This window comes from Streptomyces qaidamensis, assembly GCF_001611795.1.
GTDB classification, from domain to species: Bacteria; Actinomycetota; Actinomycetes; order Streptomycetales; family Streptomycetaceae; genus Streptomyces; species Streptomyces qaidamensis.
Genome location: NZ_CP015098.1, coordinates 1,918,673 through 1,941,640 on the forward strand (window position 1 = coordinate 1,918,673; position 22,968 = coordinate 1,941,640).

General features: G+C 72.5%; 24 protein-coding genes and 1 tRNA gene. 15 read left to right on the top strand and 10 right to left on the bottom strand.

The window, feature by feature from the left end; all coding sequences use genetic code 11:
* Window positions 1-49: 49 nt before the first annotated feature.
* Window positions 50-1,036 (top strand): aldo/keto reductase, encoded by a 987-nt coding sequence (locus A4E84_RS08335; RefSeq protein WP_062925923.1) that lies wholly within the window; start codon window positions 50-52, stop codon window positions 1,034-1,036.
* Window positions 1,033-3,459, top strand: a complete 2,427-nt coding sequence (locus A4E84_RS08340; RefSeq protein ID WP_062925924.1) for a helix-hairpin-helix domain-containing protein — start codon at window positions 1,033-1,035, stop codon at window positions 3,457-3,459. Before A4E84_RS08335 ends, A4E84_RS08340 begins: the two co-directional genes overlap by 4 nt.
* Window positions 3,460-3,534: 75 nt before the next feature.
* On the opposite strand, the gene A4E84_RS08345 is transcribed toward A4E84_RS08340, so the two are convergent.
* On the bottom strand, window positions 3,535-4,245 hold the full coding sequence (locus tag A4E84_RS08345) for a hypothetical protein (protein ID WP_062925925.1): 711 nt from the start codon (window positions 4,243-4,245) through the stop codon (window positions 3,535-3,537).
* A 47-nt stretch (window positions 4,246-4,292) separates the two neighbouring features.
* Here A4E84_RS08345 and A4E84_RS08350 point away from each other — a divergent pair, with 47 nt between their 5' ends.
* Complete coding sequence (locus tag A4E84_RS08350) at window positions 4,293-4,481, top strand: DUF5703 family protein (protein ID WP_030244084.1); 189 nt, start codon at window positions 4,293-4,295, stop codon at window positions 4,479-4,481.
* Between the two features lie 78 nt (window positions 4,482-4,559).
* On the opposite strand, the gene A4E84_RS45355 is transcribed toward A4E84_RS08350, so the two are convergent.
* From A4E84_RS45355 to A4E84_RS08365, 3 genes are all read right to left on the bottom strand, one after another.
* Complete coding sequence (locus A4E84_RS45355) at window positions 4,560-5,393, bottom strand: chaplin family protein (protein WP_062925926.1); 834 nt, start codon at window positions 5,391-5,393, stop codon at window positions 4,560-4,562.
* 131 nt (window positions 5,394-5,524) lie between these two features.
* Complete coding sequence (gene chpH / locus A4E84_RS08360) at window positions 5,525-5,758, bottom strand: chaplin ChpH (RefSeq protein ID WP_030608446.1); 234 nt, start codon at window positions 5,756-5,758, stop codon at window positions 5,525-5,527.
* Between the two features lie 150 nt (window positions 5,759-5,908).
* Complete coding sequence (locus tag A4E84_RS08365; protein WP_062925927.1) at window positions 5,909-7,234, bottom strand: M20/M25/M40 family metallo-hydrolase; 1,326 nt, start codon at window positions 7,232-7,234, stop codon at window positions 5,909-5,911.
* Window positions 7,235-7,430: 196 nt separating this feature from the next.
* Between A4E84_RS08365 and A4E84_RS08370 the strand changes: the two genes are divergently transcribed.
* Window positions 7,431-7,515 (top strand) — tRNA-Leu (locus A4E84_RS08370).
* Between the two features lie 63 nt (window positions 7,516-7,578).
* Entirely contained in the window at window positions 7,579-7,953 is a 375-nt protein-coding gene (locus tag A4E84_RS08375) for a YchJ family protein (RefSeq protein ID WP_062931364.1), read from the top strand.
* A 6-nt stretch (window positions 7,954-7,959) separates the two neighbouring features.
* Here A4E84_RS08375 and A4E84_RS08380 read toward each other — a convergent pair whose 3' ends face one another.
* Window positions 7,960-8,661 (bottom strand): FadR/GntR family transcriptional regulator, encoded by a 702-nt coding sequence (locus A4E84_RS08380; RefSeq protein WP_062925928.1) that lies wholly within the window; start codon window positions 8,659-8,661, stop codon window positions 7,960-7,962.
* 138 nt (window positions 8,662-8,799) lie between these two features.
* Here A4E84_RS08380 and A4E84_RS08385 point away from each other — a divergent pair, with 138 nt between their 5' ends.
* Genes A4E84_RS08385 through A4E84_RS08400 form a run of 4 tightly spaced genes read left to right on the top strand, consistent with a single transcriptional unit; the run spans window position 8,800 to window position 12,599 of the window.
* Complete coding sequence (locus A4E84_RS08385; RefSeq protein WP_062925929.1) at window positions 8,800-9,318, top strand: gluconokinase; 519 nt, start codon at window positions 8,800-8,802, stop codon at window positions 9,316-9,318.
* Window positions 9,319-9,371: 53 nt separating this feature from the next.
* Window positions 9,372-10,769, top strand: a complete 1,398-nt coding sequence (locus tag A4E84_RS08390) for a GntP family permease (protein WP_062925930.1) — start codon at window positions 9,372-9,374, stop codon at window positions 10,767-10,769.
* Between the two features lie 13 nt (window positions 10,770-10,782).
* Window positions 10,783-11,547 carry an SDR family oxidoreductase gene (locus tag A4E84_RS08395; protein WP_062925931.1) on the top strand — a complete coding sequence of 255 codons (765 nt, stop codon included), beginning with the start codon at window positions 10,783-10,785 and terminating at the stop codon, window positions 11,545-11,547.
* Window positions 11,548-11,567: 20 nt separating this feature from the next.
* Complete coding sequence (locus A4E84_RS08400) at window positions 11,568-12,599, top strand: L-idonate 5-dehydrogenase (RefSeq protein WP_062925932.1); 1,032 nt, start codon at window positions 11,568-11,570, stop codon at window positions 12,597-12,599.
* A gap of 76 nt (window positions 12,600-12,675) precedes the next feature.
* Here A4E84_RS08400 and A4E84_RS08405 read toward each other — a convergent pair whose 3' ends face one another.
* The 4 genes from A4E84_RS08405 to A4E84_RS08420 form a co-directional block, all read right to left on the bottom strand.
* Window positions 12,676-13,299, bottom strand: a complete 624-nt coding sequence (locus A4E84_RS08405) for a cytochrome b/b6 domain-containing protein (RefSeq protein WP_062925933.1) — start codon at window positions 13,297-13,299, stop codon at window positions 12,676-12,678.
* Complete coding sequence (locus tag A4E84_RS08410; protein WP_062931365.1) at window positions 13,283-14,008, bottom strand: molybdopterin-dependent oxidoreductase; 726 nt, start codon at window positions 14,006-14,008, stop codon at window positions 13,283-13,285. Before A4E84_RS08410 ends, A4E84_RS08405 begins: the two co-directional genes overlap by 17 nt.
* A gap of 111 nt (window positions 14,009-14,119) precedes the next feature.
* The gene (locus tag A4E84_RS08415; protein ID WP_062925934.1) at window positions 14,120-15,655 is read right to left on the bottom strand and encodes an APC family permease; all 1,536 of its coding nucleotides are present in this window, start codon (window positions 15,653-15,655) and stop codon (window positions 14,120-14,122) included.
* Window positions 15,656-15,689: 34 nt separating this feature from the next.
* Window positions 15,690-16,640 carry a hypothetical protein gene (locus A4E84_RS08420; protein WP_062925935.1) on the bottom strand — a complete coding sequence of 317 codons (951 nt, stop codon included), beginning with the start codon at window positions 16,638-16,640 and terminating at the stop codon, window positions 15,690-15,692.
* A 365-nt stretch (window positions 16,641-17,005) separates the two neighbouring features.
* On the opposite strand from A4E84_RS08420, the gene A4E84_RS08425 reads away from it, so the two are divergent.
* The 4 genes from A4E84_RS08425 (at window position 17,006) to A4E84_RS08440 (ending at window position 19,356) form a co-directional block, all read left to right on the top strand.
* Entirely contained in the window at window positions 17,006-17,911 is a 906-nt protein-coding gene (locus A4E84_RS08425; RefSeq protein WP_062925936.1) for a DMT family transporter, read from the top strand.
* 45 nt (window positions 17,912-17,956) lie between these two features.
* Window positions 17,957-18,499, top strand: coding sequence for an NUDIX hydrolase (locus A4E84_RS08430; protein WP_062925937.1), 543 nt, complete (start codon window positions 17,957-17,959; stop codon window positions 18,497-18,499).
* Window positions 18,500-18,509: 10 nt separating this feature from the next.
* Window positions 18,510-18,902, top strand: coding sequence for a YidH family protein (locus A4E84_RS08435; RefSeq protein WP_062925938.1), 393 nt, complete (start codon window positions 18,510-18,512; stop codon window positions 18,900-18,902).
* A gap of 118 nt (window positions 18,903-19,020) precedes the next feature.
* A complete protein-coding gene (locus tag A4E84_RS08440) occupies window positions 19,021-19,356 on the top strand; it encodes a DUF202 domain-containing protein (RefSeq protein ID WP_062925939.1) in 336 nt (111 codons plus the stop codon).
* Between the two features lie 70 nt (window positions 19,357-19,426).
* On the opposite strand, the gene A4E84_RS08445 is transcribed toward A4E84_RS08440, so the two are convergent.
* Entirely contained in the window at window positions 19,427-20,371 is a 945-nt protein-coding gene (locus A4E84_RS08445) for an NADP-dependent oxidoreductase (RefSeq protein ID WP_062925940.1), read from the bottom strand.
* Between the two features lie 200 nt (window positions 20,372-20,571).
* Here A4E84_RS08445 and A4E84_RS08450 point away from each other — a divergent pair, with 200 nt between their 5' ends.
* Window positions 20,572-21,606, top strand: a complete 1,035-nt coding sequence (locus tag A4E84_RS08450; protein WP_062925941.1) for a phosphotransferase family protein — start codon at window positions 20,572-20,574, stop codon at window positions 21,604-21,606.
* A 5-nt stretch (window positions 21,607-21,611) separates the two neighbouring features.
* Window positions 21,612-22,826 carry an acyl-CoA dehydrogenase family protein gene (locus A4E84_RS08455; RefSeq protein ID WP_062925942.1) on the top strand — a complete coding sequence of 405 codons (1,215 nt, stop codon included), beginning with the start codon at window positions 21,612-21,614 and terminating at the stop codon, window positions 22,824-22,826.
* Window positions 22,827-22,968 lie beyond the last annotated feature (142 nt).

The following is a 22,968-nucleotide window of genomic DNA, read 5'->3' on the forward strand; positions in this document are numbered from 1 at the left end:
CGTCCACAGGCACCCACAGCGTAGGTTCTGGCCAGTAATCTCGGCGTTCATGGAGCAGAGGCATCTCGGCCGCACCGGCCTTCGTGTGTCCCGGATCGGGCTCGGCACCCTGACCTGGGGGCGGGGCACCGACGAGCACGACGCCGCGGACCTGATGAAGACGTTCTGGGAAGCGGGCGGGACCCTCGTCGACACCGCGGACGTGTACGGCGACGGGGACGCCGAGTACCTGCTCGGCAGGCTCATGGACGGCCTGGTGCCCCGCCGTGACCTGGTCATCTCGACCAAGGCCGGCAGCGTGCCGGACCCCGAGCGCCGCTTCGACGGCTCCCGCGGCCATCTGCTCTGCGCGCTGGACGGTTCGCTCTCCCGGCTCGGCACGGACTACGTCGACCTGTGGCACGTGCACGCGTTCGACCCGGACACCCCGCTGGAGGAGACCCTCCAGGCTCTCGACCTCGCGGTCTCCAGCGGGCGGGCCCGCTATGCCGCCGTCTCCAACTTCTGCGGCTGGCAGCTGGCCAGCGCCGCGACCTGGCAGCTGGCGGCCCCCGGAACCCGGACCCGGCTGGCCGGTACGCAGCTGGAGTACTCCCTGCTGCAGCGCGGTGTCGAGCGCGAGGTGCTGCCCGCCGCGCTCGAACTGGGCATAGGCCTGCTGCCGTCCTCACCGCTCGGGCGCGGGGTGCTGACGGGGAAGTACCGCGGCGACACGATGCCGCCGGACTCGCGCGGCGCCTCGGAACACCTCGCGCCGTTCGTCGCGCCGTACCTCGACGACACGGCGAGCCGCATCGTGGACGCCGTGGCGACCGCGGCCGACGGGCTCGCGGTGACGCCGCTCCAGGTGGCCCTGGCGTGGGTCCGCGACCGGCCCGGGGTGGCCGCGCCGATCGTCGGCGCGCGCAACGCGCAGCAGCTCACGGCGGCGTTGTCAGTGGAGACCCTTAGTCTTCCTGACGAGATCTGCCGGGCGCTCGACGATGTGTCGGCGCCCGTGCACCGCTATCCCGATCACGACTGGAGCACGCTGTGAGCACGGAGCCCGAGACCACGGAGGACGCCGAGCCGGGGACGCCGGGCGCCGAGAGCACACCGGCCGACGGGCTCAGGGCCGGGGGGCCCGGGGCTGGGGGGCCCGGGGCTGGGGGGCCCGGAGCCGGGGGGCCCGGGGCTGGGGGTGGGGAGGCAGACGCGGGGCGGGCGGCCGACACGGAAGGCGGCGACACCGGCACCGGGGAGGCCGCCGACACCGGCAGCGGTGACGCCGGAACCGGGCAGGGGGCTGACGCGGGGAGCGCCGAAGCCGGAACCGGGCAGGCCGCCGACGCCGAAGGCGGCGACACCGGCACCGGGGAGGCCGCCGACACCGACAGCGGTGACGCCGGGACCCCGCAGGTGTCCGCGGCCGAGGCCGAGTTGCGGGCCCAGCAGGCCGAGCGGGAGCGCATCGAGCAGCGCAAGGCCGAGAAGAAGGCACCCATCGCGAGCGGCACCAAGCTGAGCGGCAAGGCCGCCGATCTGCTGGCGGCCGTACGGGCCGTCGAAAGCGGCGAGAAGCCCGCGGCGACGGTGTTCGAAATGCCGCCTTCCTCCCCCCGCCGCTCCGCCCCCGAGCCGGAGCGGGGGCCGCGGCCGGTGGCGCCCGAGCCCCTCTCCGCGCCGGCGGGCCCCTCCCCGGAGGCGGTCGAGGCCGTGCGCCGGGTGCTCGGCGAGGGCGGTGCCCCGGAGGTGCTCGCGCAGCAGGCCGCCGCGGTTCTCGGCGAGGACGCGGACGAACAGCTGCGCGCCGACCCCTGGCAGTTGCTGCGGATCGCCGGTGTGCGGCCCGAGCAGGCCGACGGTTTCGCCCGGGCCCTGCTCGGCGCCGAGTGCGGCCCGGACGACGAGCGGCGGGGCCGGGCCGTCACCGGCTGGCTCCTGGAGCAGGCGGCGCTGGCCGGGCACACCGTCCTGGAGATGCCCGCGCTCCTCGCGGCCCTCGCCCAGCGGGGCGTGCCGGAGCCCGACAGCGCCGTGCAGGACGCGATCGCGGAGGGTGAGGCCCTGGTCTTCCAGGACGCCCTGGAGGGCGAGGCCGGTGTCCCTGCCCCGGCGGACGGGGAAGGCACGGAGGAGGACGAGGAGCGTCCGGTACGTGTCCTGGTCGGGCTGGAGCGGTACGCGATGGCGGAGGAGAGCCTGGCCGACGGGCTGGCCCGGCTGGTCAACTCGGCGCCCAAGCAGGACGGTTCGGCTGAAGAGTGGGAGCGGGCCGCCTCCTCGGCCCAGGGCTCGACGGCGGAGCTGATCCGCGCGGTCGCCGGTCAGGGCCTGGTGCTGCACACCGGCGGGGAGGCGTCCCTGGCCGAGCCCGCGGCCCTGCTGACCGCCGCGCGCTCACTCGGCCTGCGGGTCTGGGCGGCCACGCACGGCCCGATCGGCCGTAACCGTTTCGCGGCTCTGCTGCGGCGGTCCGGCCAGGCCGCGGACGCCCCCGCGCGGGCCGACGAGGCGCCCGTCGACTCCCCCGTAGCCACCGTCTCCCGGCTGCTCGCCGGCCTCGAAGGGCCCGGCCGGGACACGGACGGGGCCCTCGATCTCGATCTGCTGGTCGTGCTCGACGCGCCCCAGCTGGATGTCGAGACGGCGGCTCTGCTGACCGAGTCGCTGCCGGACGGGGCGCGGCTGGTGCTGGCCGGCGATCCGGCGGTGCTGTGGTCCGCGGGCCCGGGGCGGGTGTTCGCGGATCTGCTCGCGGCGCGGATCTGCCCCCAAGTGGCCTCCCGCCGGCCGGATCCGGGGCCGTTGGGCGAACTGGTCTCCGGTATCGGCATCGGCGAGCTGAACCAGGTCGAGGCCCCCGGCAAGGAGGTCGTGATCGTGCCGGTGCGGGACGCCGGCGAGGCGGTGCACCGGACGGTACAGCTCGTCGTGGACTCGGTGCCGCGCGCGATCGGGGTACCGGCCGAGGAGACCCAGGTGATCACCCCCGGGCACGGCGGGGCCGTCGGGACGCGGGCGCTCAACGCGGCGCTGAAGGTACGGCTCAATCCGGGCCCGGGCCGCTTCGGCGGCTTCGACCCCGGTGACCGGATCGTCTACTCCCCCGCCCCGGGGCGTGCGCTCCCGGGCCGTGTGGTGACGGCGGACGCCGAGGGGCTGCATTTGTCGTGCGAGGGCGAGACCGTCGTCGTACCGAGGGAGCGGGTGGAGCAGTCCGTGCGGCACGGGTGGGCGCTGACCGCGCACCAGGCCGTGGGCAGCCGGTGGCCCGCGGTGGTCGTGGTGCTGCCGGGCGATGCGGCGCAGGCTCTCAGCCGGCCGTGGGTGTACACGGCGTTCGGGCGGGCCGACCGGCATCTGTCCGTGGTGCACGGGGTGGAGCAGGCACTTGCCCGGGCCGTGGCCGAGGTTCCGGCGAAGCCGCGGACGACGCGGCTGCCGGTGCTGCTCGCGCCGCAGATCAGCGGCACGTGACGGGGGTGGTCAGGGGCCCGGGCCCCTGACCACCACCCCCAGGCCCATCACCAGCATGACTGCCGGCGTGCGCGCTCAGCGGCGGTCCGCGTCCAGCGGCTCCAGGTCCTCGTCCTCGTCGAGGTCGCTGGCGAGCTCGTCCTCGAGTCCGTCCCTGTCCTCGTCATCGTCCTCGACGTCGTCGATCTCGTCGTCGAAGACGGCGCTGACGTCGAAGCGGCAGACCACCTGCTGCGGGTCGACCTGCTCGAACGGTGCTTCCAGCCACTCGCCGGGCTCGGCCGGTTCGTCCGCCGCCGTCACCCAGAGCGTGGAGTCGCCCTCCTCCAGCCCGAACTCCTTGTGCCGGGAGGCGATCTCGTCGGGCTCGAACTCTCCGAAGAGCAGCCCCAGCGCGCCGTGCACCGTCCCGGAGGCGGGGGCGCCGTCCTCGCCCTCCGCCGCCTCGATCCGCTGTGCCTGCGCCAGCAGGCGCTGGGGTTCGGCGACGGCGTAGTCGCGGCGGATCAGTACGCTCAGCGCGTTCGGTTCCTCGGGACCCGCGTACGGCGGCAGCGCGTCCTCCGCACCGGGGATCTCGAAGGGGGTGACCTCGTCGTAGCGGTCGTAGAGCAGTTCGTCGTACACCTCTGCGGCCGCGGCGAGCTGGTTGAACGCCTCGTAGACGGCCGGGTCGTCCTCTCCCGACCTGCGTTCGACCGCGGCCAGGTGGCGGTCGAGCGCGGTCTTGACCGCCTCGGCGGCGGCGCGTACCTCGGCAGCGGTGGACTGCGCAGCATCAGACATAGTGCAGACGCTATCCGTACCAGGCCCCGGCCCGCACAATAGATGCGATGCCGGAATACGAATTTGTCGACGTGTACGTACCTCGCGGGGTCTCCCGCAAGGAAACAGCACGTCTGCTGACGGACCACGCGGAGTACGGACACTGGGAGTTGTACCGTCTGAGCCTGCTGCGCGACGGCAGCCGCAGGGTGCGGTTGCGCCGGCGGATCATCCGCCAGGTGCGGGCCACGTGGTGAGCTGGGACGGGGCACGGGAAGAAGGCGCATGACGGAGCGGGCCTCGCATCGGCGGGGCCCGCTCCGTTTGCGGGGGTGTCAGGCGGAGGCGCGTGCCTTGCGGTAGAGGATCGCGCCCGCGAGCAGCGCGCCCGCGCCGGCCGGGAGGGCGAAGCCGAGCGGCAGGTCGCTGCCGGTGCTGGCGAGCTGGGATTCACCTTCGGGCTGGGTGACGAACTGGGCGCCCGGCTTGTTGCCGTGCGAGGAGCCGCCCGAGGTCTCGCCACCGGTGGAGGGCGGGGTGCCCGGAGTGCCGCGGTGCCCGGGCTCACCGGGATCGCCGGGGTGGCCGGGCTTGCCGGGTTCACCGGGGCTGCCGGGGTGACCGGGCTCGCCCGGATTTCCGGGGTTCCCCGGGTCGCCGGGGTCTCCGGGGTTCCCCGGCCGGCCCGGCTCGTGGCCCCCGGGCGGGGTGCCGTGCTGTCCGCCGCCGTTGGAGCACTCGTTGCCCGTGCTGGGGTTGCCCACGCCGATGACGTCGACGCTGTTGCCGCAGACGTTCACCGGCACGTGGACCGGCGCCTGGACGTGGTTGCCCGAGCCGACGCCGGGTGAGTCGGTGGCGTGCCCGCCCGCGTGGGAGCCGCCCTTGCCGCCGTGTTCGCCGTATCCCCCCGACGACGATCCACCGCCCCCGTTGGCGCACGAGTTACCCACCGACGGGTTGAGCACACCGACGACGTTGACCGTGTTCCCGCACACGTTGACCGGTGCGTGCACCGGCGCCTGCACCGAGTTTCCGGACAGCACGCCGGGCGAGCCCGACGCCGAGCCCTGGGCGCCCGAGTCGGCGTGAGCGGAGCCGCCCGCGGCGGCGATCACGCCGGTCGCGGCCGCCACGGTCATCAGACCCTTGCGGGTGACCTGTCGCATTTACTGAATACCTGCCTTCGACCGTGTCTCGAATTCTTCTCGAATTCCCCGAAAGAAGCGTTCGGTCCCGGAGCGCATGGCACGCGCTCCGGGACCGATGGCTTTGGACTCCCCTCAGCGAGGGGGAAGCATCACTTGTTGATGCAGGTGTTGCCGAAGGCGGGGTTCAGCAGCCCGATCACGGAGACCGTGTTGCCGCAGACGTTCACCGGGACGTGAACGGGCACCTGGACAACGTTGCCGGACAGGACGCCCGGGGAGTGCACGGCGGCACCCTGAGCACCCGAGTCGGCGACGGCCAGGCCCGCGCCCGCGAGAACCAGCCCACCGGTGGCAGCCGCAGCAGCGACGACCTTCTTGATCATTATTCCTCCTAGTTGGCAAAGCGACCCATCTTGCGATCGCATTACCTGTAACGAGGCTGGAGTAATGAGGCTACGAGCTTATGGTCGCATTCACTCTTCCCAGTCGATTCCGTACGCGCGACCGAATACCACCGTCCCGCTGGGGCGCTTTCAGGACGCGTCGATGAAGCGGTCGAGCACCCGCACACCGAACCGCAGGCCCTCCACCGGCACCCGTTCGTCCACGCCGTGGAACATGCCGGCGAAGTCCAGCTCCGGCGGCAGCTTCAGCGGCACGAAGCCGAAGCCGCGGATGCCCAGGTCGTCGAAGGACTTCGCGTCCGTCCCGCCGGAGAGCATGTAGGGGATCGCCTTGGCGGTCGGGTCCTCGGCCAGCAGCGCGGACTGCATCGCCCCGACGAGCGCACCGTCGAAGGTGGTCTCGACGGCCTTGTCGGCGTGGACGTCCTCGCGCCGCACGTTCGGGCCGAGGATCCGGTCGAGGTCGGCGAGGAACTCCTCCTCGTGTCCGGGCAGGAACCGTCCGTCGACGTGGGCGGTCGCCTCGCCGGGGATGACGTTGACCTTGTAACCGGCACCGAGCTGCGTGGGGTTGGCCGTGTTGCTCAGCGTCGCGCCGATGAGCTTGGCGATGCCGCCGAGCCGCGCCAGGGTCGACTCCATGTCCTCCGGGTCGAGTTCGGTGCCGAGCGCGTCGCCGAGCTCGTCGAGGAAGGCGCGGGTGGTCTTGGTGACACGCACCGGGAACGTGTGCCGCCCCAGCCGCGCGACGGCCTCCGACAGCTCGGTGATCGCGTTGTCCCGGTGGATCATCGACCCGTGCCCGGCCGTGCCGGCCACGGTGAGCTTCATCCAGTGCATGCCCTTCTCGGCCGTCTGGATCAGGTAGAGCCGGCGCTGCTCGCTCACGGTGAAGGAGAAGCCGCCCACCTCGCTGATCGCCTCGGTGACGCCCTCGAACAGGTCGGGGTGGTTGCGCACGAGGTGCTTGGCTCCGTACGTGCCGCCGGCCTCCTCGTCCGCGAGGAACGCGAGCACGATGTCGCGCGGGGGCTTGCGCCCGCTGCGCAGCCGGTCCCGGACGACCGCGAGGGTCATCGCGTCCATGTCCTTCATGTCGACGGCCCCGCGGCCCCACACGCAGCCGTCGGCGACCTCGCCGGAGAAGGGGTGGTGGGTCCAGTCGTCCGCGTTGGCCGGTACGACGTCGGTGTGGCCGTGGATGAGGAGCGCGGGCCGGGAGGGGTCCTCGCCCTCGATCCGGGCCACCGTGGAGGCCCGGCCCGGGTGGGACTCGAAGATCTGGGGGTCGAGCCCGACCTCGGCGAGCTTCTCGGCGACGTACTCGGCCGCCTTGCGCTCGCCCGGACCCGAGTGGTCGCCGTAGTTGCTGGTGTCGATCTGGATCAGCTCGCGGCAGAGGTCCACGACCTCGTCCTCGCCGGTGACGCTCCTGGCCGTGTCCGTCTCGCTCACGTGCTTCCTCCCGGTGTCACTGCTGGTGGGTCCCCCTCATCCTCCCTCTCCCCGGCCCGCTCCCCAAGAGCCGTCCCGGCCCGTCACACGCCGTTCACGCCCTCTCGGGGTGCGGGCGGGGGGTGATCGGCCACCCCTGAAAGCCTGGTAATGTTTACGTCGTCGCCGCGGGGAGAACCCGCGCGACAGACACCTTGTCCGGGTGGCGGAATGGCAGACGCGCTAGCTTGAGGTGCTAGTGCCCTTTATCGGGCGTGGGGGTTCAAGTCCCCCCTCGGACACATGAGCCTGAGGGCCGTGACCGCGAGGTCACGGCCCTCAGGCGTTGCCGCGGAGAGGTGACCATGACCAGGCGTTCCTGCCCCTGCGGGATCCCCCAGGCCTACGAGGCCTGCTGCGGTCGTTTCCACTCCGGGGAGGCCGCCGCACCGACCGCCGAGGCGTTGATGCGGTCGCGGTACTGCGCCTTCGTGCAGGGGGACGCCGGGTATCTGCTGCGGACGTGGCATCCGCGGACGCGGCCGGGACAGCTGGAGCTGGACCCGGGGATGCGGTGGACCGGGCTGGAGATCCTGGGCGTGAGCGACGGGTCGGCGTTCCACTCCGCCGGGACCGTGGAGTTCCGGGCGTCGTACCGGGGTGGGTCCCTGCACGAGCGGAGCAGCTTCGAGCGGGTCGACGGGGCATGGGTCTACGTCGACGGGGAGTTCCCGGTCTAGCCGTTGCTACGGCGCCAGGATGTCGAGTTCCTGTAGGGCGCCGACCGTGATCTCGCGGGTCAGTTCCTCCGCGCGGGTGGCGTCGCCCTCGCGGACCGCTTCGGCGACCTGGACGTGCAGGGTGACGGCGGCCGGGTCGGGGTCCTCGAACATCACGTCGTGCTCGGTGCGGCCGGTCAGGACCTCCGCGACGACGTCGCCGAGGCGGGCGAACATCTCGTTGCCGGAGGCCGCCAGGATGACGCGGTGGAAGGCCACGTCGTGCAGGAGGTACCCCTCCAGTTTGTGACCGCGTGAGTGGGCGACCATGCCGAGGGCGCACTCGGTGAGCTCCGCGCACTGCTCGGACGTGGCGTGCCGGGCGGCGAGGCCTGCCGCGACGGGTTCGATCGCCGAGCGCAGCACCGTGAGAGACCGCAGCTGCCGGGGGCGGTCGGCGCCGGCCAGCCGCCAGCGGATGACCTGCGGGTCGTAGACGTTCCACTCGGACTTCGGGCGGACCGTCACGCCGACGCGGCGGCGGGACTCGACCAGGTACATGGACTCCAGGACGCGGACCGCCTCGCGCATCACGGAGCGCGACACATCGAAACGCTGGGCGAGCTCGTCGGTGCGCAGGACGCTGCCCGGGGGGTACTCCCCCGCCGTGATCTCGGGGCCGAGGGTGTCCAGTACATGGCCGTGCAGGCCCCGGCCCGGTGTGCTCATGCACTCAGCGTACGGGGTAGATCACGGAGACAAAAAGTCAGACTTAATCGTCACGACCCCTTGAATTCGTCGTACCTAATGGGTTTCAGTTGCGTCGACATCACGTGTCGACCTCGGACAGCAGACAGTGAGGCAGCGATGAACACCCCCCATGTCGTCGTGGTCATGGGCGTAGCGGGCACCGGCAAGACCACCATCGGTCCCCTGCTCGCGGCCCGGCTCGGCGTTCCGTACGCCGAGGGCGACGACTTCCACCCGCCGGCCAACATCGCCAAGATGTCGGCCGGTACCCCGCTCACCGACGAGGACCGCATGCCCTGGCTCGACGCCATCGGCGCGTGGGCGCACGGGCGGGCCGGGCTCGGCGGAGTGGTCAGCTGCTCGGCACTGAAGCGGTCGTACCGCGACCGGCTGCGGGCCGCCGCGCCCGGCGTGGTCTTCGTGCACCTCACGGGTGACCGCGCGCTGATCGAGGACCGGATGTCGCACCGGCAGGGGCACTTCATGCCCACGGCGCTGCTCGACTCCCAGTTCGCCACGCTCCAGCCCCTCGCGGCGGACGAGGCCGGGGTCGGAGTGGACGTCGCGGGCGGCCCGGAGGAGATCACCGAGCGGGCGGCGCACGCCCTGCGGGATCTCCCCGAGCCCGTCCAGTAGCCCCGGCGGTTTCCCCTCCCCCTCCCCTTCTCCCCAACGCAAGGGAACCCACCGTGACCAGACCCAGCGTGGAGATGCTGGCAGCGGACGCACCCGAGCCGATCACCTCGGCCGGCCACGCTCAGCTGGGCATCGCCGTCCTGGCGGGCATCGCCGTCATCGTCCTGCTCATCACGAAGTTCAAGCTGCACGCCTTCCTGGCCCTGACCATCGGGTCACTGACGCTCGGCGCGATCGCCGGGGCGCCGCTGGACAAGGTGCTCACCAGCTTCAGCGCCGGCCTCGGCACCACGGTCGCGGGCGTCGGTGTGCTGATCGCCCTCGGGGCGATCCTCGGCAAGATGCTCGCCGACTCCGGCGGCGCCGACCAGATCGTCGACACCATCCTGGACAAGGCCGGCGGGCGGTCGATGCCGTGGGCGATGGTGCTGATCGCCTCCGTGATCGGACTGCCGCTGTTCTTCGAGGTCGGCATAGTGCTGCTGATCCCGGTCGTGCTGATGGTCGCCAAGCGCGGCAACTACTCGCTGATGCGCATCGGCATCCCGGCGCTCGCGGGCCTGTCCGTGATGCACGGCCTCGTGCCGCCGCACCCCGGTCCGCTGGTCGCGATCGACGCGGTCGGCGCCGACCTCGGCATCACCCTGGCGCTCGGTGTCCTCGTCGCCATCCCGACCGTGATCATCGCCGGTCCGGTGTTCTCGAAGTACGCGGCCCGCTGGGTCGACGTCCCCGCCCCCGAGAAGATGATCCCGCAGCGCGCCTCCGAGGAGCTCGACAAGCGCCCCGGCTTCGGCGCCACGCTGTTCACGGTCCTGCTGCCGGTCCTCCTCATGCTGGCCAAGGCGCTCGTCGACATCGTCATCGACGACCCCGAGAACCTCGTCCAGCGCGTCTTCGACGTGATCGGTGCGCCCATGATCGCGCTGCTGGCCTCGGTGCTGGTCGGCATCTTCACACTGTTGCGGCCCGCCGGGTTCTCGAAGGAGCGGATCTCGCCGCTCGTCGAGAAGAGCCTCATGCCGATAGCGGGCATCCTGCTGATCGTCGGCGCTGGCGGCGGCTTCAAGCAGACGCTGATCGACACCGGCGTGGGTCGGATGGTCCTGGACATCTCCCAGGACTGGGCGATCCCCGCGCTGCTGCTGGCCTGGCTGATCGCGGTGGTGATCCGCCTCGCGACCGGTTCGGCGACGGTGGCCACGGTCTCGGCCGCCGGTCTGGTCGCCCCGCTCGCGGCGGACATGTCGAGCACGCACGCGGCCCTCCTCGTCCTGGCCATCGGCGCCGGCTCGCTCTTCTTCAGCCATGTCAACGACGCCGGGTTCTGGATGGTGAAGGAGTACTTCGGGCTGAGCGTCGGCCAGAACATCAAGACCTGGTCCGTGATGGAGACGATCATCTCGGTGGTCGCCGGCGGCATCGTCCTGCTGTTGTCCCTCGTCATCTAGGAGCGCTGCGGCGATGACGGCTCATCCCCTCTTCGACATCGGCGGCCGCACGGCCCTGGTCACCGGCTCCAGCCGGGGCATCGGACTCGCGCTCGCGCGCGGTCTGGCGGAGGCCGGCTGCACGGTCGTGCTGAACGGTCGTGACAAGGACCGGCTCGCCGAGGCCGCCGCCGGGCTGCCGGGCGACCGGGTGCACACGGCCGCGTTCGACGTGACGGACGGACCCTCGGTGACCTCGGGGGTCGCCGAGGTCGAGGAGCGGGTGGGCCCGCTCGACATCCTCGTCAACAACGCGGGCATGCAACTGCGCGCCCCCCTGCTGGAGTTCACCGACTCCGACTGGCACCGGATCCTGGACACCAATCTGACCAGTGCCTTCCTGGTCGGCCGTGAGGCGGCGCGCCGGATGACGGAACGCGGCCACGGGAAGATCATCAACATCTGCTCGCTGCAGAGCGAGGTGGTACGGCCCGGGATCGCGCCGTACGCCGCCACCAAGGGCGCGCTGAAGATGCTCACCAAGGGCATGTGCGCCGACTGGGGCCCGAGCGGTGTGCAGGTCAACGGGCTCGGCCCGGGCTATATCGAGACCGAGCTGACCCGGCCGCTGGTGGCGGACGAGGAGTTCAGCTCCTGGGTGCGGCGGCGGACGCCGGCCGGGCGCTGGGGCCGTACGCAGGACCTGGTGGGCGGGTTGCTGTTCCTCGCCTCGCCCGCGGCGGACTTCGTCAGCGGGCAGGTGCTGTATGTCGACGGCGGTATGACGAGCGTGCTGTGACCTGCCGGGAGGCGGCTGTGATGCTGGGGTGTGTGATCCACGGTCAGGGCGACCTGCGGGTGGCGGAGCTGCCGGTGCCGGAGCCCGGGCCGGGGCAGGCGCTGGTCGCCGTGCGGTACGGCGGGGTGTGCGGGTCCGATCTGCACTACTGGCGGCACGGCGGGGTCGGCGACTTCCGGCTGCGGGAGCCGATGGTGCCCGGGCACGAGGTCGTCGGGACGGTCGTGGAGTACGGCCCCGGTGCCGCGGGCCCGGCTCCGGGTACCGCCGTCGCCGTGCATCCGGCGACCCCGTGCGGGGTGTGTCCGGAGTGCGGGGGCGGGCGGCGCAACGTGTGCCGGGACACGCGCTACCTCGGCAGCGCGGCCCGCTTCCCGCACGTCCAGGGCGGTTTCGCCGCCCGCGTCGTCGTACCCGCCGAGCAGGTGCGGCCTCTGCCGCCCGGCCTCGGCCTGCGGCGGGCAGCACTCGCCGAACCGCTGTCGGTGGCGCTGCACGCGGTGCGGCGGGCCGGGGACGTACGGGGCCGGCACGTTCTGGTCACCGGCGCCGGACCCATCGGCTGTCTGGTGGTCGCGGCGGCCAAGGCCGCGGGGGCCGCCCGGGTGACCGTGACGGACCTGCTCCCGGCCGCCCTGGCGTACGCCTCGGCCGCGGGCGCCGACACCCTCGTACGGGCTGACGACCCCACGGACCCCGGATGGCCCGCGGAGGTCGACGCCGCCGTCGAGGCCTCCGGCGCCGCCGCCGGCCTCGACACCTGTCTGCGCCTGGTGCGGCGCGGCGGGGTCCTCGTCCAGCTCGGCATGCTGCCGCCGGGGCCGAGCCCCTTCGCCGGGAACCTTGTGGTGAGCCGGGAGATCGAGCTGCGGGGGGCGTTCCGCTTCGACACGGAGTTCGACGAGGCACTGGCGTTGCTGGCGGCGGAGTCGGCGTTCGACGGGCTTGTCAGTGCGGTGGTTGCCGTGAGGGATGCCGAGTCGGCTTTTGCCCTGGCCGCCGATCGGAGTCGGTCCTGCAAGGTGCTGTTGGATTTCGCCCCTTCGCCGTGAGGGGTCCGGTTCTCGGGCGGGTGCGGGTGCATGGTGGTTGCTCGCGCAGTTCCCCGCGCCCCTGATGGCGACGGGCCTACGGGCGCCACAAGGGGTGCTCCCGGTCCGCCCACTCTCTGCTCACGCTGCCCGTGCGCATGCCTTTCCTGGACTCCGGGTCCGCCAGGGCCATGCCGATGTGGCCGGCCAGGACGATGCCGATGGTGAGGGCCAGCCAGTCGTGGACGAAGGTGGCGCTGGTGCGCCAGAGCAGGGGGGTGAGGTGGGTGAACCACATCATCAGGCCCGTGGCGAGCATGACCAGCGTGGCGCCGGCGATCCAGGACGCGTAGAGCTTCTGCCCGGCGTTGAACTTGGCCGCGGGGCGGGACGCGTGGCGTTTGTCGCGGTGCAGGGCGGCGCGCAGCCAGGTGCGGTCGTGCGGGCCGAAGCGGTTGAGGCGGCCGAGGTCGGCGCGGAACGCCCGGGAGGCGAGCCCGGCCAGGACGGGGACGGGCAGGGCGAGGCCCGACCACTGGTGCAGGGTGACGACCAGGGCGCGGCGGCCGACGAGTTCGGCGAGCTGGGGGACGTAGAGGCAGGCCGCCGTCACGACGCAGACGCCCATCAGGACGGCCGTGGTGCGGTGGGTCCAGCGCTGCAGTGGGGTGAAGCGGCGCACGCCGGCCGTGGCCGGTGGCGTGTCAGCTCGTAGGGTCATCGTCGCGTCCGTTCGAGCGGCCCACCCAGGCGTCGACGTCGTAGCCGCGCTCCTCCCAGTAGCCCGGCCGGACCTTGTCGGTGACGGTGATGCCGGAGAGCCACTTGGCGGACTTGTAGAAGTACATGGGCGCCACGTAGAGGCGGACCGGGCCGCCGTGGGAGTGGCCGAGGTCCTTGTCCTGCATGCGCAGGGCGACCAGGACATCGGCGCGGCGGGCCTGGGCGAGGGTGAGGCTCTCGGTGTACGTGCCGTCGAAGCAGGTGAAGCGGATGGCCTTGGCCGTGGGACGGACCCGGGCGGCGTCCAGGAGCCGGGACAGGCGTACGCCCTCGAAGGGGGTGTCGGGGACGCGCCAGCCCGTGACGCACTGGACGTCGCGGACCATGCGGGTCTGGGGCAGGGCCTTGAGGTCGTCGAGGGTGTACGTGGTGGGGCGGTCGACCAGGCCGTCCACGGTGAGGCGGTAGCTGTCGGCGTTCTTGCGCGGGACGGACGAGGCGACCGAGTAGTAGCGGAAGCCGCCGCCGTTGGGAAGCAGGCCGGTCAGGCCCGTGGGGTCGTTGTCGGCCGCTCCGCCCAGGAAGGCCTCCAGGCCGCGTTGCAGCGGGGGCGCGGCGACCACGCCCGCGGCGCCCAGGGCGAGGGTGCCGAGGAAGACGCGGCGGCCGATCGGGGTGCCCCGCTCTTCGGGGCGTTCGTCGTTCACACCCTGGTGTACGTCCTCGTTCACGTACTCATTCGAACACCCGCGGCCCCGGCAGGACAGGGATCGCGGGTGCTCGTCAGACTTCCGTAACCACTTCTTACGCGGAGCGCGTCAGGAGGAGGCCGCCTTGTCCAGCTGGAACGCCTCGTTGCCGAGGCCGATCCGGGCGTGCTTCTCGGGGGCGCGGGCGCGCAGCACCAGGCCGAGGACGACGCCGGCGAGCGCGGCGAGACCGATGGTGCCGGGCAGCACCCAGCTCAGCGACGAGTCGGGGCCGGCGCCGACCAGCACCTCGAAGTCCTTCACCGTGTAGCCGGCGATGACCAGCAGGGCGATGCCCGCCAGCGCGGACGTGACCAGCCGCCAGGCCTGGGTGCCGGCGGCGCCGCGGCGGACGAAGAAGACGACGACGGACAGGGACGCCGCCGCCATCAGCACGATCACGCCGAGGGCGCCGATGTTGCCGAACCAGGTGAACAACTGCAGGACGGGCGCGGTCGGGTCGCCGGCCGGCTTGTCGTCGGCGATCGCGAAGGCGACCACGACCACCACGGCCACGACGGTCTGGAGCAGCGAGCCGGTGCCCGGGGCGCCGCTGCTGCCGCTGGTGCGGCCGAAGGCGGCGGGCAGCAGGCCTTCGCGGCCCATGGCGAAGGCGTAGCGGGCGACGACGTTGTGGAAGCTGAGCAGCGCGGCGAACATGCCGGTGACGAACAGGACGTGCAGGACGTCCGTGACAGTGCCGCCGAGGCGGGACTCGGTGAGGAAGAACAGCAGCCCGGCGCTCTGCTTCTGGGACGTGCCGACGATGGCGGAGGGGCCGGTGGCCACGGTGAGGGCCCAGCTGCTCAGCGCGAAGAAGACGGCGACCCCGCCGACGGCGAGGAACATCACGCGCGGCACCAGGACGTGCGGGCGGCTGGTCTCCTCGGCGTACACCGGGGCCTGCTCGAAGCCGAGGAACGCGGCGATGCAGAAGCACAGCGCGGTGCCGACGCCCGCGCCGGTGAGGGTGTCGGGGTTGAAGGCGTGCAGCGACAGGCCCTCCTTGCCGGGGTCGGCGATCGCGGCGATGTCGAAGACGACGACGAGGAGCACCTCGATGACCAGCAGCACGCCGAGCACACGGGCGTTGACGTCGATCTTGAGCCAGCCCAGCAGCCCGACGGCGAGCGCGGCCACGAGCGCCGGTATCCACCAGGCGATCTCCACGTCGGCGTAGGTGGCGAGGAGTCCGGAGACCTCGAAGCCGAAGATGCCGTAGATGCCGACCTGGAGCGCGTTGTAGGCGACGAGGGCCACCAGGGCTGCGCTCGCGCCGGCGGTGCCGCCGAGGCCCCGGGAGATGTACGCGTAGAAGGCGCCCGCGTTGTGGACGTGGCGGCTCATCTCGGCGTATCCGATGCTGAACAGGATCAGGACGACGCCGAGGACGACGAAGAGCAGCGGCTGGCCGACGATGCCCATCACCGCGAATGTCGTGGGCATGACACCCGCGACGACCATGAGCGGGGCGGTCGCGGCGAGAACGGAGAGCAGCAGTCCCCCGGTGCCGAGCCGGTCGGCGCGCAGGGCACGCTCCTCCCCCTTGAACGTACTGATGCCGCCGGAGGCGGTCGTGCCCGTTCTCGAACTGTCCGTGGTCATCGCGGGAGCGTCCTCACTCTTCGGGTCGGGGGTGTCAGGCCGTGCCGAGCGCGGCGGCGCGGGCGGCGGCGAAGGCGGTGTGCGGGTCGCGGTCCGGGTACGACCAGGGCGCCGGGGTGGCGTGGCGGCCGATCCGGTGGAACAGGGCGGCGGCCTCGGCGCCCCGCCCCTCGCAGAACTTGGCGTGGGCGAGGAAGTTCAGGTCGATCAGCCGCCGCGGGTGCCCCTCCAGCTCCCACTCCAGCCACCAGTCGAAGGCGGCCTTCATGACCTGCCTGGCGCGGCGGCCCGTCCAGTGGCCGGAGGCGGCCGGGTCGGCGGGTTCGTGTCCGGCGGCGGCCAGCACGCGGTAGCGCTCGGCGTGTGCGATGACCGGCAGGATCGCGAGGGGTGAGTCGGCCGGTGCCTGTTCGGCGGCCCAGGTGGCGAAGTCGTAGACCTCGTGCAGCGGGTCAGGACCGGCCTCGGCGCGGCGGCCGGCGAGCCGGGCGACCATCAGGTGGTGGGCGTGGTGGTGGTCGGCGTACCGGCCCCGGACCGCCTCGAAGGTGCGGACCACGTCCTGGTCGCCGCCGGCCGCGCACTCCAGCAGGAGCAGGCCGAGCCAGGGGGTGGGGTCGGCCGGGGCACGGGCCGCGGCCGCCTGGCAGGCCTCGCGGGCACGGTCCGGCTTGGCCCCGCCGTGCAGGGCGCGCCGGACCTGGGCGAGGGCGAGCAGTACGGAGGCGTCGGCGGACTCGGGTTCGGCGAGCAGCCACTCCCGGGCCCACGCGGCGCAGGAGGACTCCCGCGCGAGGACGGTGACGCGGTGGCCCCGCCGGTCCCAGTCGTCCCCGGTGTGCACCAGCAGGGACCGGGCGTTCTGCCAGCGGCCCTGCGCCAGGGCGGTGCGCGCGGCCATGAGGTCGGCGTCGTCGAGGGCCTCGTCGAAGGCCTGCGCGGCACGTCTGCGGCCACGGCCGAGGGGAGGCGGGGGTGGGGACACCGCAGGACTTCCTCACGCGCTCTTCTGGTGTTTCGGCTCACGGCGGCAGAGGGAGCGCGGATGTGCGCACTGCCATGAACTGATCACACACAGCCAACCCCCCGCCCATGGTCGTCGTCAAGGGACGTCAGGGCGTTACACGCGTCAACTCCCGCCACTTGTGAGGATTTTGTGATCTGAGAGTCAGAATGAGGCCCGTGTGAGCGGCATCCGATTTTTCCGTTTCGCCCTTTGTGGCGTACGTCATAGCGTGGGCTGCCACCGCCCCCGACGATGGCATGACGTACGGGCACGCCGGGCGGAGCCGGCCGGTACTGTCGGCCCCTACGCAACCGTGACCCGACCTGACGATCGAGGTACACCGCGTGTCGGTTCCTGTACTGGCGCTCGCCCTGGGCGCCGCCTGCTGTCTGGGCTTCGGCTTCGTCCTCCAGCAGAACGCGGCACAGCGTGCCCCGCTGAGCGACTTCCTGTCCTTCCGTCTGCTGATCGACCTCGTGAAGGTGCCGCGCTGGGTCGGCGGCATCGCACTGATGGTGGTCGGCATGGGGCTCGGCGCCGCCGCGCTGGGGCAGGGCGAGCTGTCGCTGGTGGAGCCGCTGCTGGCGACGAACCTGCTCTTCGCCCTCGCGCTCTCCCGTCGGCAGACCCGGCAGCCACTGGGCCGCCAGGGCTGGGCGGGCCTGATCCTGCTGGCCGGCGGGGTCACGGCGTTCATCGTGGCGGGCCGGCCGGAGGGCGGAGCCGCGGGAGGCGGTCCGGTGCGGCAGTGGGTGATCATCGGGGTCATGATCGGGCTCGCCCTGCTGCTCACGGCGCACGGCAGGCGGACCCGGCTCGGCTCGGGCCCGGTCCTGCTCGCCCTGGCCGCCGGACTGCTCTACGGCGTGCAGGACGCGCTGACCCGGGTCAGCGGCCAGAAGGTCTCCGAAGGCGGTCTCGCCGAGCTGCTCACCGGCTGGGAGCCGTACGCGGTCCTCGCGCTGGGCGTCACGGGGCTGATCCTCGTGCAGAGCGCGTTCGAGACCGCGTCCCTGCGCAAGTCGCTTCCCGCCCTGACGGCGGCGCAGCCGCTCGCCGGGATCGTCTGCGGCGTCGGCTTCCTGGGCGACCGGCTGCGCACCGACGCGATGGCCCTGGGCTGGGAGGCCGGTGGTCTGCTGGCCGTCGTGGCCGGAATCGTGCTGCTCGGGCTGCACCCGGCGATGCCGCAGGGGGCGACGGAGCGGGCACGGGTGGCCGCACCCGCGGTGAGCCCGGCCTCGCCCTGACGGGCCCTGCCCCGGCGGGGGCGCGCGCCCTGCTTGGATGAGGGCATGAGCGCTGCCGACGAGATCCTCGACATCGTGGACGAGCACGACCAGGTCATCGGGCAGTTGCCCCGCGGCGAGGTCTACGCCCGGGGACTGCGCCACCGCTGCGTGTTCATCCAGGCCCGGGACGCCGAGGGCCGCGTCTTCGTGCACCGGCGCACCCCGACCAAGCTGGTCTTCCCCTCCCTCTACGACATGTTCGTCGGCGGGGTCGTCGGCGCGGGCGAGTCCTACGGGACAGCGGCCCTGCGCGAGGCCGAGGAGGAACTGGGCGTGAGCGGCCTGCCGCAGCCGCGGCACCTCTTCACGTTCCTCTACGACAACGGCTCCGGCCGGAGCTGGTGGTCGGCGGTTTACGAGGTGCGCTGCGAGCTGCCCGTGCGGCCGCAGGCCGAGGAGGTGGCCTGGTACGACTTCCTGCCCGAGGCCGAGGTCGAGCGGCGCCTCGGCGACTGGGAGTGGGTGCCGGACGGGCTGGCGGCGTACGAGCGGCTCAAGGTGTTCCGGTCGGACGGCTCGGGCGGAGCCGGACGGGACGCCGGGTAGGGTCGCGCCCGTGATCGAGTTCGTACGGAACGTCCGGCTGTGGTTCGTGCCGGCGCAGGTCCGGGAGGACGGCGAGACGCCCGACTACCGGTTCTCGCTGGCCAATGAACGCACCTTCCTGGCCTGGCTGCGCACCGCGCTCGCGCTGATCGGCGGCGGCTTCGCCGTGGACCAGTTCCTGCCGGGCCTGCGCTGGGCCTGGCGGGTCGGGCTGGCACTCGCGCTGCTGGGCGCGGGCGTGCTGTGCTCGCTGCGGGCCGTCAACCACTGGATGCGCTGCGAGCGGGCCATGCGCCGGGGCGAGGACCTGCCGGTGTCCAGGTTCCCGGCACTGCTGAGCCTCGTCGTGGCGGTCGTGGCCGTGGCCATGGTCTTGGTGGTGCTGGTGGGGTGGGAGGGGTGAGCGCGCCGGCTGCCGGCCGGCGGCAGGACCCCGGCCGCGAGTCCGGCCCGCAGCCTTTGTGGACCCGGCGCACGACGCCGTCGGACACGGACGCCGTCGGACGCGCGGGGAGCCGGCTGTGAGCAACCCGGCACCCCGGCCGCGCGACCCCGACCGCGACCCCGGGCTGCAGCCCGAGCGGACCCGGCTCGCGTGGCGGCGGACGACGCTGTCGGGCACCGTCGTCGCCGTGCTCGCGGTGAAGACCGTGCTGCACGGCGGGGCGTCGGCGGCCGGAATCACCGCGGGCGCGCTGTGCTGTGTGCTCTGGCTGGGCTTCCTGAGCGTCGCCCACCGGCGCATCCGCACCCTCGCGGCCACGCCGAGCCCCGTGGCCTTCGCACCGCGGCATGCCGCGGCCGCGGTGCTGTGCACGGTGGCGATGGCGGCGTGCGGGGCCGCCCTCGTCCTCTAGGAGGGTGCAGAAGACCTCGGCCGGGCTCCCGGCCAAGATCTTCAGCACCCTCCTGGGACGACTCCCCCGCTCAGGCGCGCTCGCCCTCCCAGTCCACCGTCACGACGATCTTGCCGCGGGTGCGGCCTTCCTGGTTCAGCCGGTGCGCGTCCGCCGCCCGCTCCAGGGGGAACGTCGCGTCGACGTGCACGCTCACCACGCCCTGCTCCGCGAGGTCGGCCAGACGCTGGAGGTCCTGAGCGTCGGGACGGACGAAGTAGTAGCGGCCGCCGTATTCCACGACGTCGTTGTCGGCGATCGACACCAGGCGGCCCTCGGGGGCCAGCAGGTTCGCCGACACCTTCAGCGCGTCGCCGCCGACGGTGTCGAACACGGCGTCCACGCCCTCCGGAGCCAGTCCGCGCACCCGCTCGCCCAGGCCCTCGCCGTACACCACCGGCTCCCCGCCGAGGCCCCGTACGAAGTCGTGGTTGGACTCGCTCGCCGTACCGATCACCCGGGCGCCGAGGTGGACGCCGAGCTGCACGGCGATCGAACCGACACCCCCGGCCGCGGCGTGCACCAGGACGGTCTCGCCCCGCTTCACCTGGAGCACGTTGATCAGCACCTGGTAGGCGGTGAGCCCGACCAGCGGCAGCCCGGCCGCCTCCTCGAAGGAGAGGTTGCGCGGCTTGCGCGCGAGGGTGCGCAGGGGCGCGGCCACGTACTCGGCGAAGGTGCCGCGGGAGAGGAAGTCCTCGCGCACGTACCCGATGACCTCGTCCCCGACGTCGAACTCCGAGACGGCCACGCCGGGCCGTACGACGACGCCCGAGACGTCCCAGCCGGGCACCACGGGGAACACGGGGGCGAGGATCCCGTCGAGGTATCCCTCACGGGCCTTCCAGTCGACGGGGTTCACGGACGCCGCCCGCACCTTCACCAGCACCGCGTCGGGGCCGACCTTCGGTTCGCGGACCTCCCCGAACGCCAGCACCTCGGGTCCGCCGTAGCGTGAGTAGCTGATGGCCTTCATGGGTCCGACCTTCCGGGCTCGTCGCACGGCACGCAAGCCGGATGGCCTGAACGAACCGGCCGGAAACCTCCCCACCGCCTCGCAGGGAGCGTCGTCGGCCTATCGTGGCTCCGATCACGTTTCGGTCCCGCTCTGGACGACATACCGACCGGTCGGCATCATGAGTCGGGAACTGTCCACCCTGCCCGTAGGAGCGACGCATGAGCCCCGACCATCCGCCCGGACTGGATCTCGACCGGTTGCGCGGTCTGCTCGACCGCGAGCGGCCAGGCCTGGTGAACGGCCCGCTGTCCGGCCGGCTGATCGAGGGCGGACGGTCGAACCTCACCTACGCGGTCTCCGACGGCGCCTCCCGGTGGGTCGTGCGCCGGCCCCCGCTCGGTCATGTCCTGGCCACCGCGCACGACATGAAGCGCGAGCACCGGGTGATCAGCGCGCTGCACCCGACGGCCGTACCCGTGCCGGAACCGGTGCTGCTGTGCGAGGACGAGGAGGTGCTCGGGTCGCCCTTCTACGTCATGGAGTTCGTCGACGGCACCCCCTACCGCACCGCCGACCAGCTCGTCCCGCTCGGTCCGGAGCGGACCCGGGGCGCGGTGCTGAACCTGGTCGACACGCTGGTGGAGCTGCACGCGGTCGACCCGGGCGAGGTGGGCCTGGCGGACTTCGGCCGGCCCGAGGGCTTCCTGGACCGGCAGCTGCGGCGCTGGGGCAAGCAGCTGGACGCCTCGCGCAACCGCGACCTGGACGGCATCGACGAGCTGCACGCGGCCCTCGGGCGCGAGCTGCCCGGCTCCCCCGCCCCGGCCGTCGTGCACGGCGACTACCGGCTGGACAACGTGCTGATCGGCGAGGACGACTCGATCCGGGCGATCCTCGACTGGGAGATGTCGACGCTGGGCGACCCGCTCACCGACCTGGGCCTGCTGGTGATGTACAGCATGCCGCTCGGCATGCCCGAGTCCCCCGTCTCCACGACCGCCGAGGCCCCCGGGCATCCGGCGCCGTCGGAACTCATCGAGCGGTACGCCGCGCGCTCCGGGCGCGACGTCTCCGCGGTCTCCTGGTACACGGCGTTCGCCTGGTTCAAGCTCGCCGTGATCCTCGAGGGCATCCACTACCGCTACACGCTGGGCCAGACGGTCGGGCGCGGCTTCGACCGCATCGGCGACCTCGTCCCCGTCTTCGTCCGGCACGGACTGACCACGCTCCACGAAGGCCTCCAGGAGGGCTGATCCAGATGGACTTCGCTTTCGACGCGCGCACCGAAGAGCTGCGCGCCAAGCTCCTCGCCTTCATGGACGAGTACGTCTACCCGGCCGAGGCGGTCGCGCACGAGCAGCGCGAGCGGCTGGCGTCGCCCTGGGAGACCGTGCCCGTGGTGGAGGAGCTCAAGGCAGAGGCACGCCGGCAGGGCCTGTGGAACCTCTTCCTGCCGGACTCCGAGTACGGGGCGGGGCTGACGAACCTCCAGTACGCGCCGCTCGCCGAGATCATGGGCCGCTCCCCGCAGCTGGCGCCGACGGTGACGAACTGCGCGGCGCCCGACACCGGGAACATGGAGGTGCTCACCCAGTTCGGCGACGAGCGGCAGCAGAAGCAGTGGCTTGAGCCGCTGCTGGCCGGGGAGATCCGCTCGGCGTTCGCGATGACCGAGCCGGACGTGGCCTCTTCGGACGCCACCAACATCACCACGCACATCGAGCGGGACGGCGACGAGTACGTCATCACCGGCCGCAAGTGGTACATCTCCGGGGCGATGCACCCCGACTGCAAGATCTTCATCGTGATGGGCAAGACCGACCCGGACGGGGAGGACATCCGCCGCCAGCAGTCGATGGTGCTGGTGCCGCGCGACACCCCGGGCGTCACCGTCAAGCGGGCCATGCAGGTGTTCGGGTACGAGGACCACTACCACGGTGGTCACGCCGAGGTGATCTTCGACCACGCGCGCGTGCCGGTGTCGAACCTGGTCGGTGAGGATGGTGGCGGTTTCGCCATCGCGCAGGCGCGGCTCGGCCCCGGGCGGATCCACCACTGCATGCGGCTGATCGGCATGGCGGAGCGGGCGATCGAGCTCATGTGCCGGCGGGCGGTGTCCCGGAACGCGTTCGGGAAGTCGCTGGCGCAGCAAGGCGTGGTGCACAACTGGATCGCGGACGCGCGGGTGACGGTGGAGCAGCTTCGGCTCCTGGTGCTGAAGACCGCGTGGCTGATGGACACGGTGGGGAACCGGGGCGCGCACACCGAGATCCAGTCGATCAAGATCGCCACGCCACGGGCGGTGGTGGACATCCTCGACCGGGCGATCCAGCTGCACGGCGCCGGCGGAGTGAGCCAGGACTTCCCGCTGGCGGAGCTGTACGCCGGGGCGCGGACGCTGATGATCGCGGACGGGCCGGACGAGGTGCACCAGCGGTCGCTGGCGCGACGGGAGTTGAAGCGGTACCTGTGATGCGGTGCGGGCGGTGGGGGTGTTCGCCCCCGCCGCCCCGGCTGCCCCCGCTGCCCGCGCCGCCCACGCGTTCCGGTGGGCGGACGGCCGCCCCGGGTTGTGGGCGGGATGTGAAACTTCGCATGGTCTCGTGACCGGCCAT

Coding starts and splice junctions, on each gene's coding strand:
- A4E84_RS08335 (WP_062925923.1), top strand. CDS start 50: ATGGAGCAGAGGCATCTCGGCCGCACCGGCCTTCGTGTGTCCCGGATC.
- A4E84_RS08345 (WP_062925925.1), bottom strand. CDS start 4,245: ATGTCTGATGCTGCGCAGTCCACCGCTGCCGAGGTACGCGCCGCCGCC.
- A4E84_RS08350 (WP_030244084.1), top strand. CDS start 4,293: ATGCCGGAATACGAATTTGTCGACGTGTACGTACCTCGCGGGGTCTCC.
- A4E84_RS45355 (WP_062925926.1), bottom strand. CDS start 5,393: ATGCGACAGGTCACCCGCAAGGGTCTGATGACCGTGGCGGCCGCGACC.
- chpH (WP_030608446.1), bottom strand. CDS start 5,758: ATGATCAAGAAGGTCGTCGCTGCTGCGGCTGCCACCGGTGGGCTGGTT.
- A4E84_RS08375 (WP_062931364.1), top strand. CDS start 7,579: ATGACCAGGCGTTCCTGCCCCTGCGGGATCCCCCAGGCCTACGAGGCC.
- A4E84_RS08380 (WP_062925928.1), bottom strand. CDS start 8,661: ATGAGCACACCGGGCCGGGGCCTGCACGGCCATGTACTGGACACCCTC.
- A4E84_RS08385 (WP_062925929.1), top strand. CDS start 8,800: ATGAACACCCCCCATGTCGTCGTGGTCATGGGCGTAGCGGGCACCGGC.
- A4E84_RS08395 (WP_062925931.1), top strand. CDS start 10,783: ATGACGGCTCATCCCCTCTTCGACATCGGCGGCCGCACGGCCCTGGTC.
- A4E84_RS08400 (WP_062925932.1), top strand. CDS start 11,568: ATGCTGGGGTGTGTGATCCACGGTCAGGGCGACCTGCGGGTGGCGGAG.
- A4E84_RS08405 (WP_062925933.1), bottom strand. CDS start 13,299: ATGACCCTACGAGCTGACACGCCACCGGCCACGGCCGGCGTGCGCCGC.
- A4E84_RS08415 (WP_062925934.1), bottom strand. CDS start 15,655: ATGACCACGGACAGTTCGAGAACGGGCACGACCGCCTCCGGCGGCATC.
- A4E84_RS08430 (WP_062925937.1), top strand. CDS start 17,957: ATGAGCGCTGCCGACGAGATCCTCGACATCGTGGACGAGCACGACCAG.
- A4E84_RS08445 (WP_062925940.1), bottom strand. CDS start 20,371: ATGAAGGCCATCAGCTACTCACGCTACGGCGGACCCGAGGTGCTGGCG.
- A4E84_RS08450 (WP_062925941.1), top strand. CDS start 20,572: ATGAGCCCCGACCATCCGCCCGGACTGGATCTCGACCGGTTGCGCGGT.
- A4E84_RS08455 (WP_062925942.1), top strand. CDS start 21,612: ATGGACTTCGCTTTCGACGCGCGCACCGAAGAGCTGCGCGCCAAGCTC.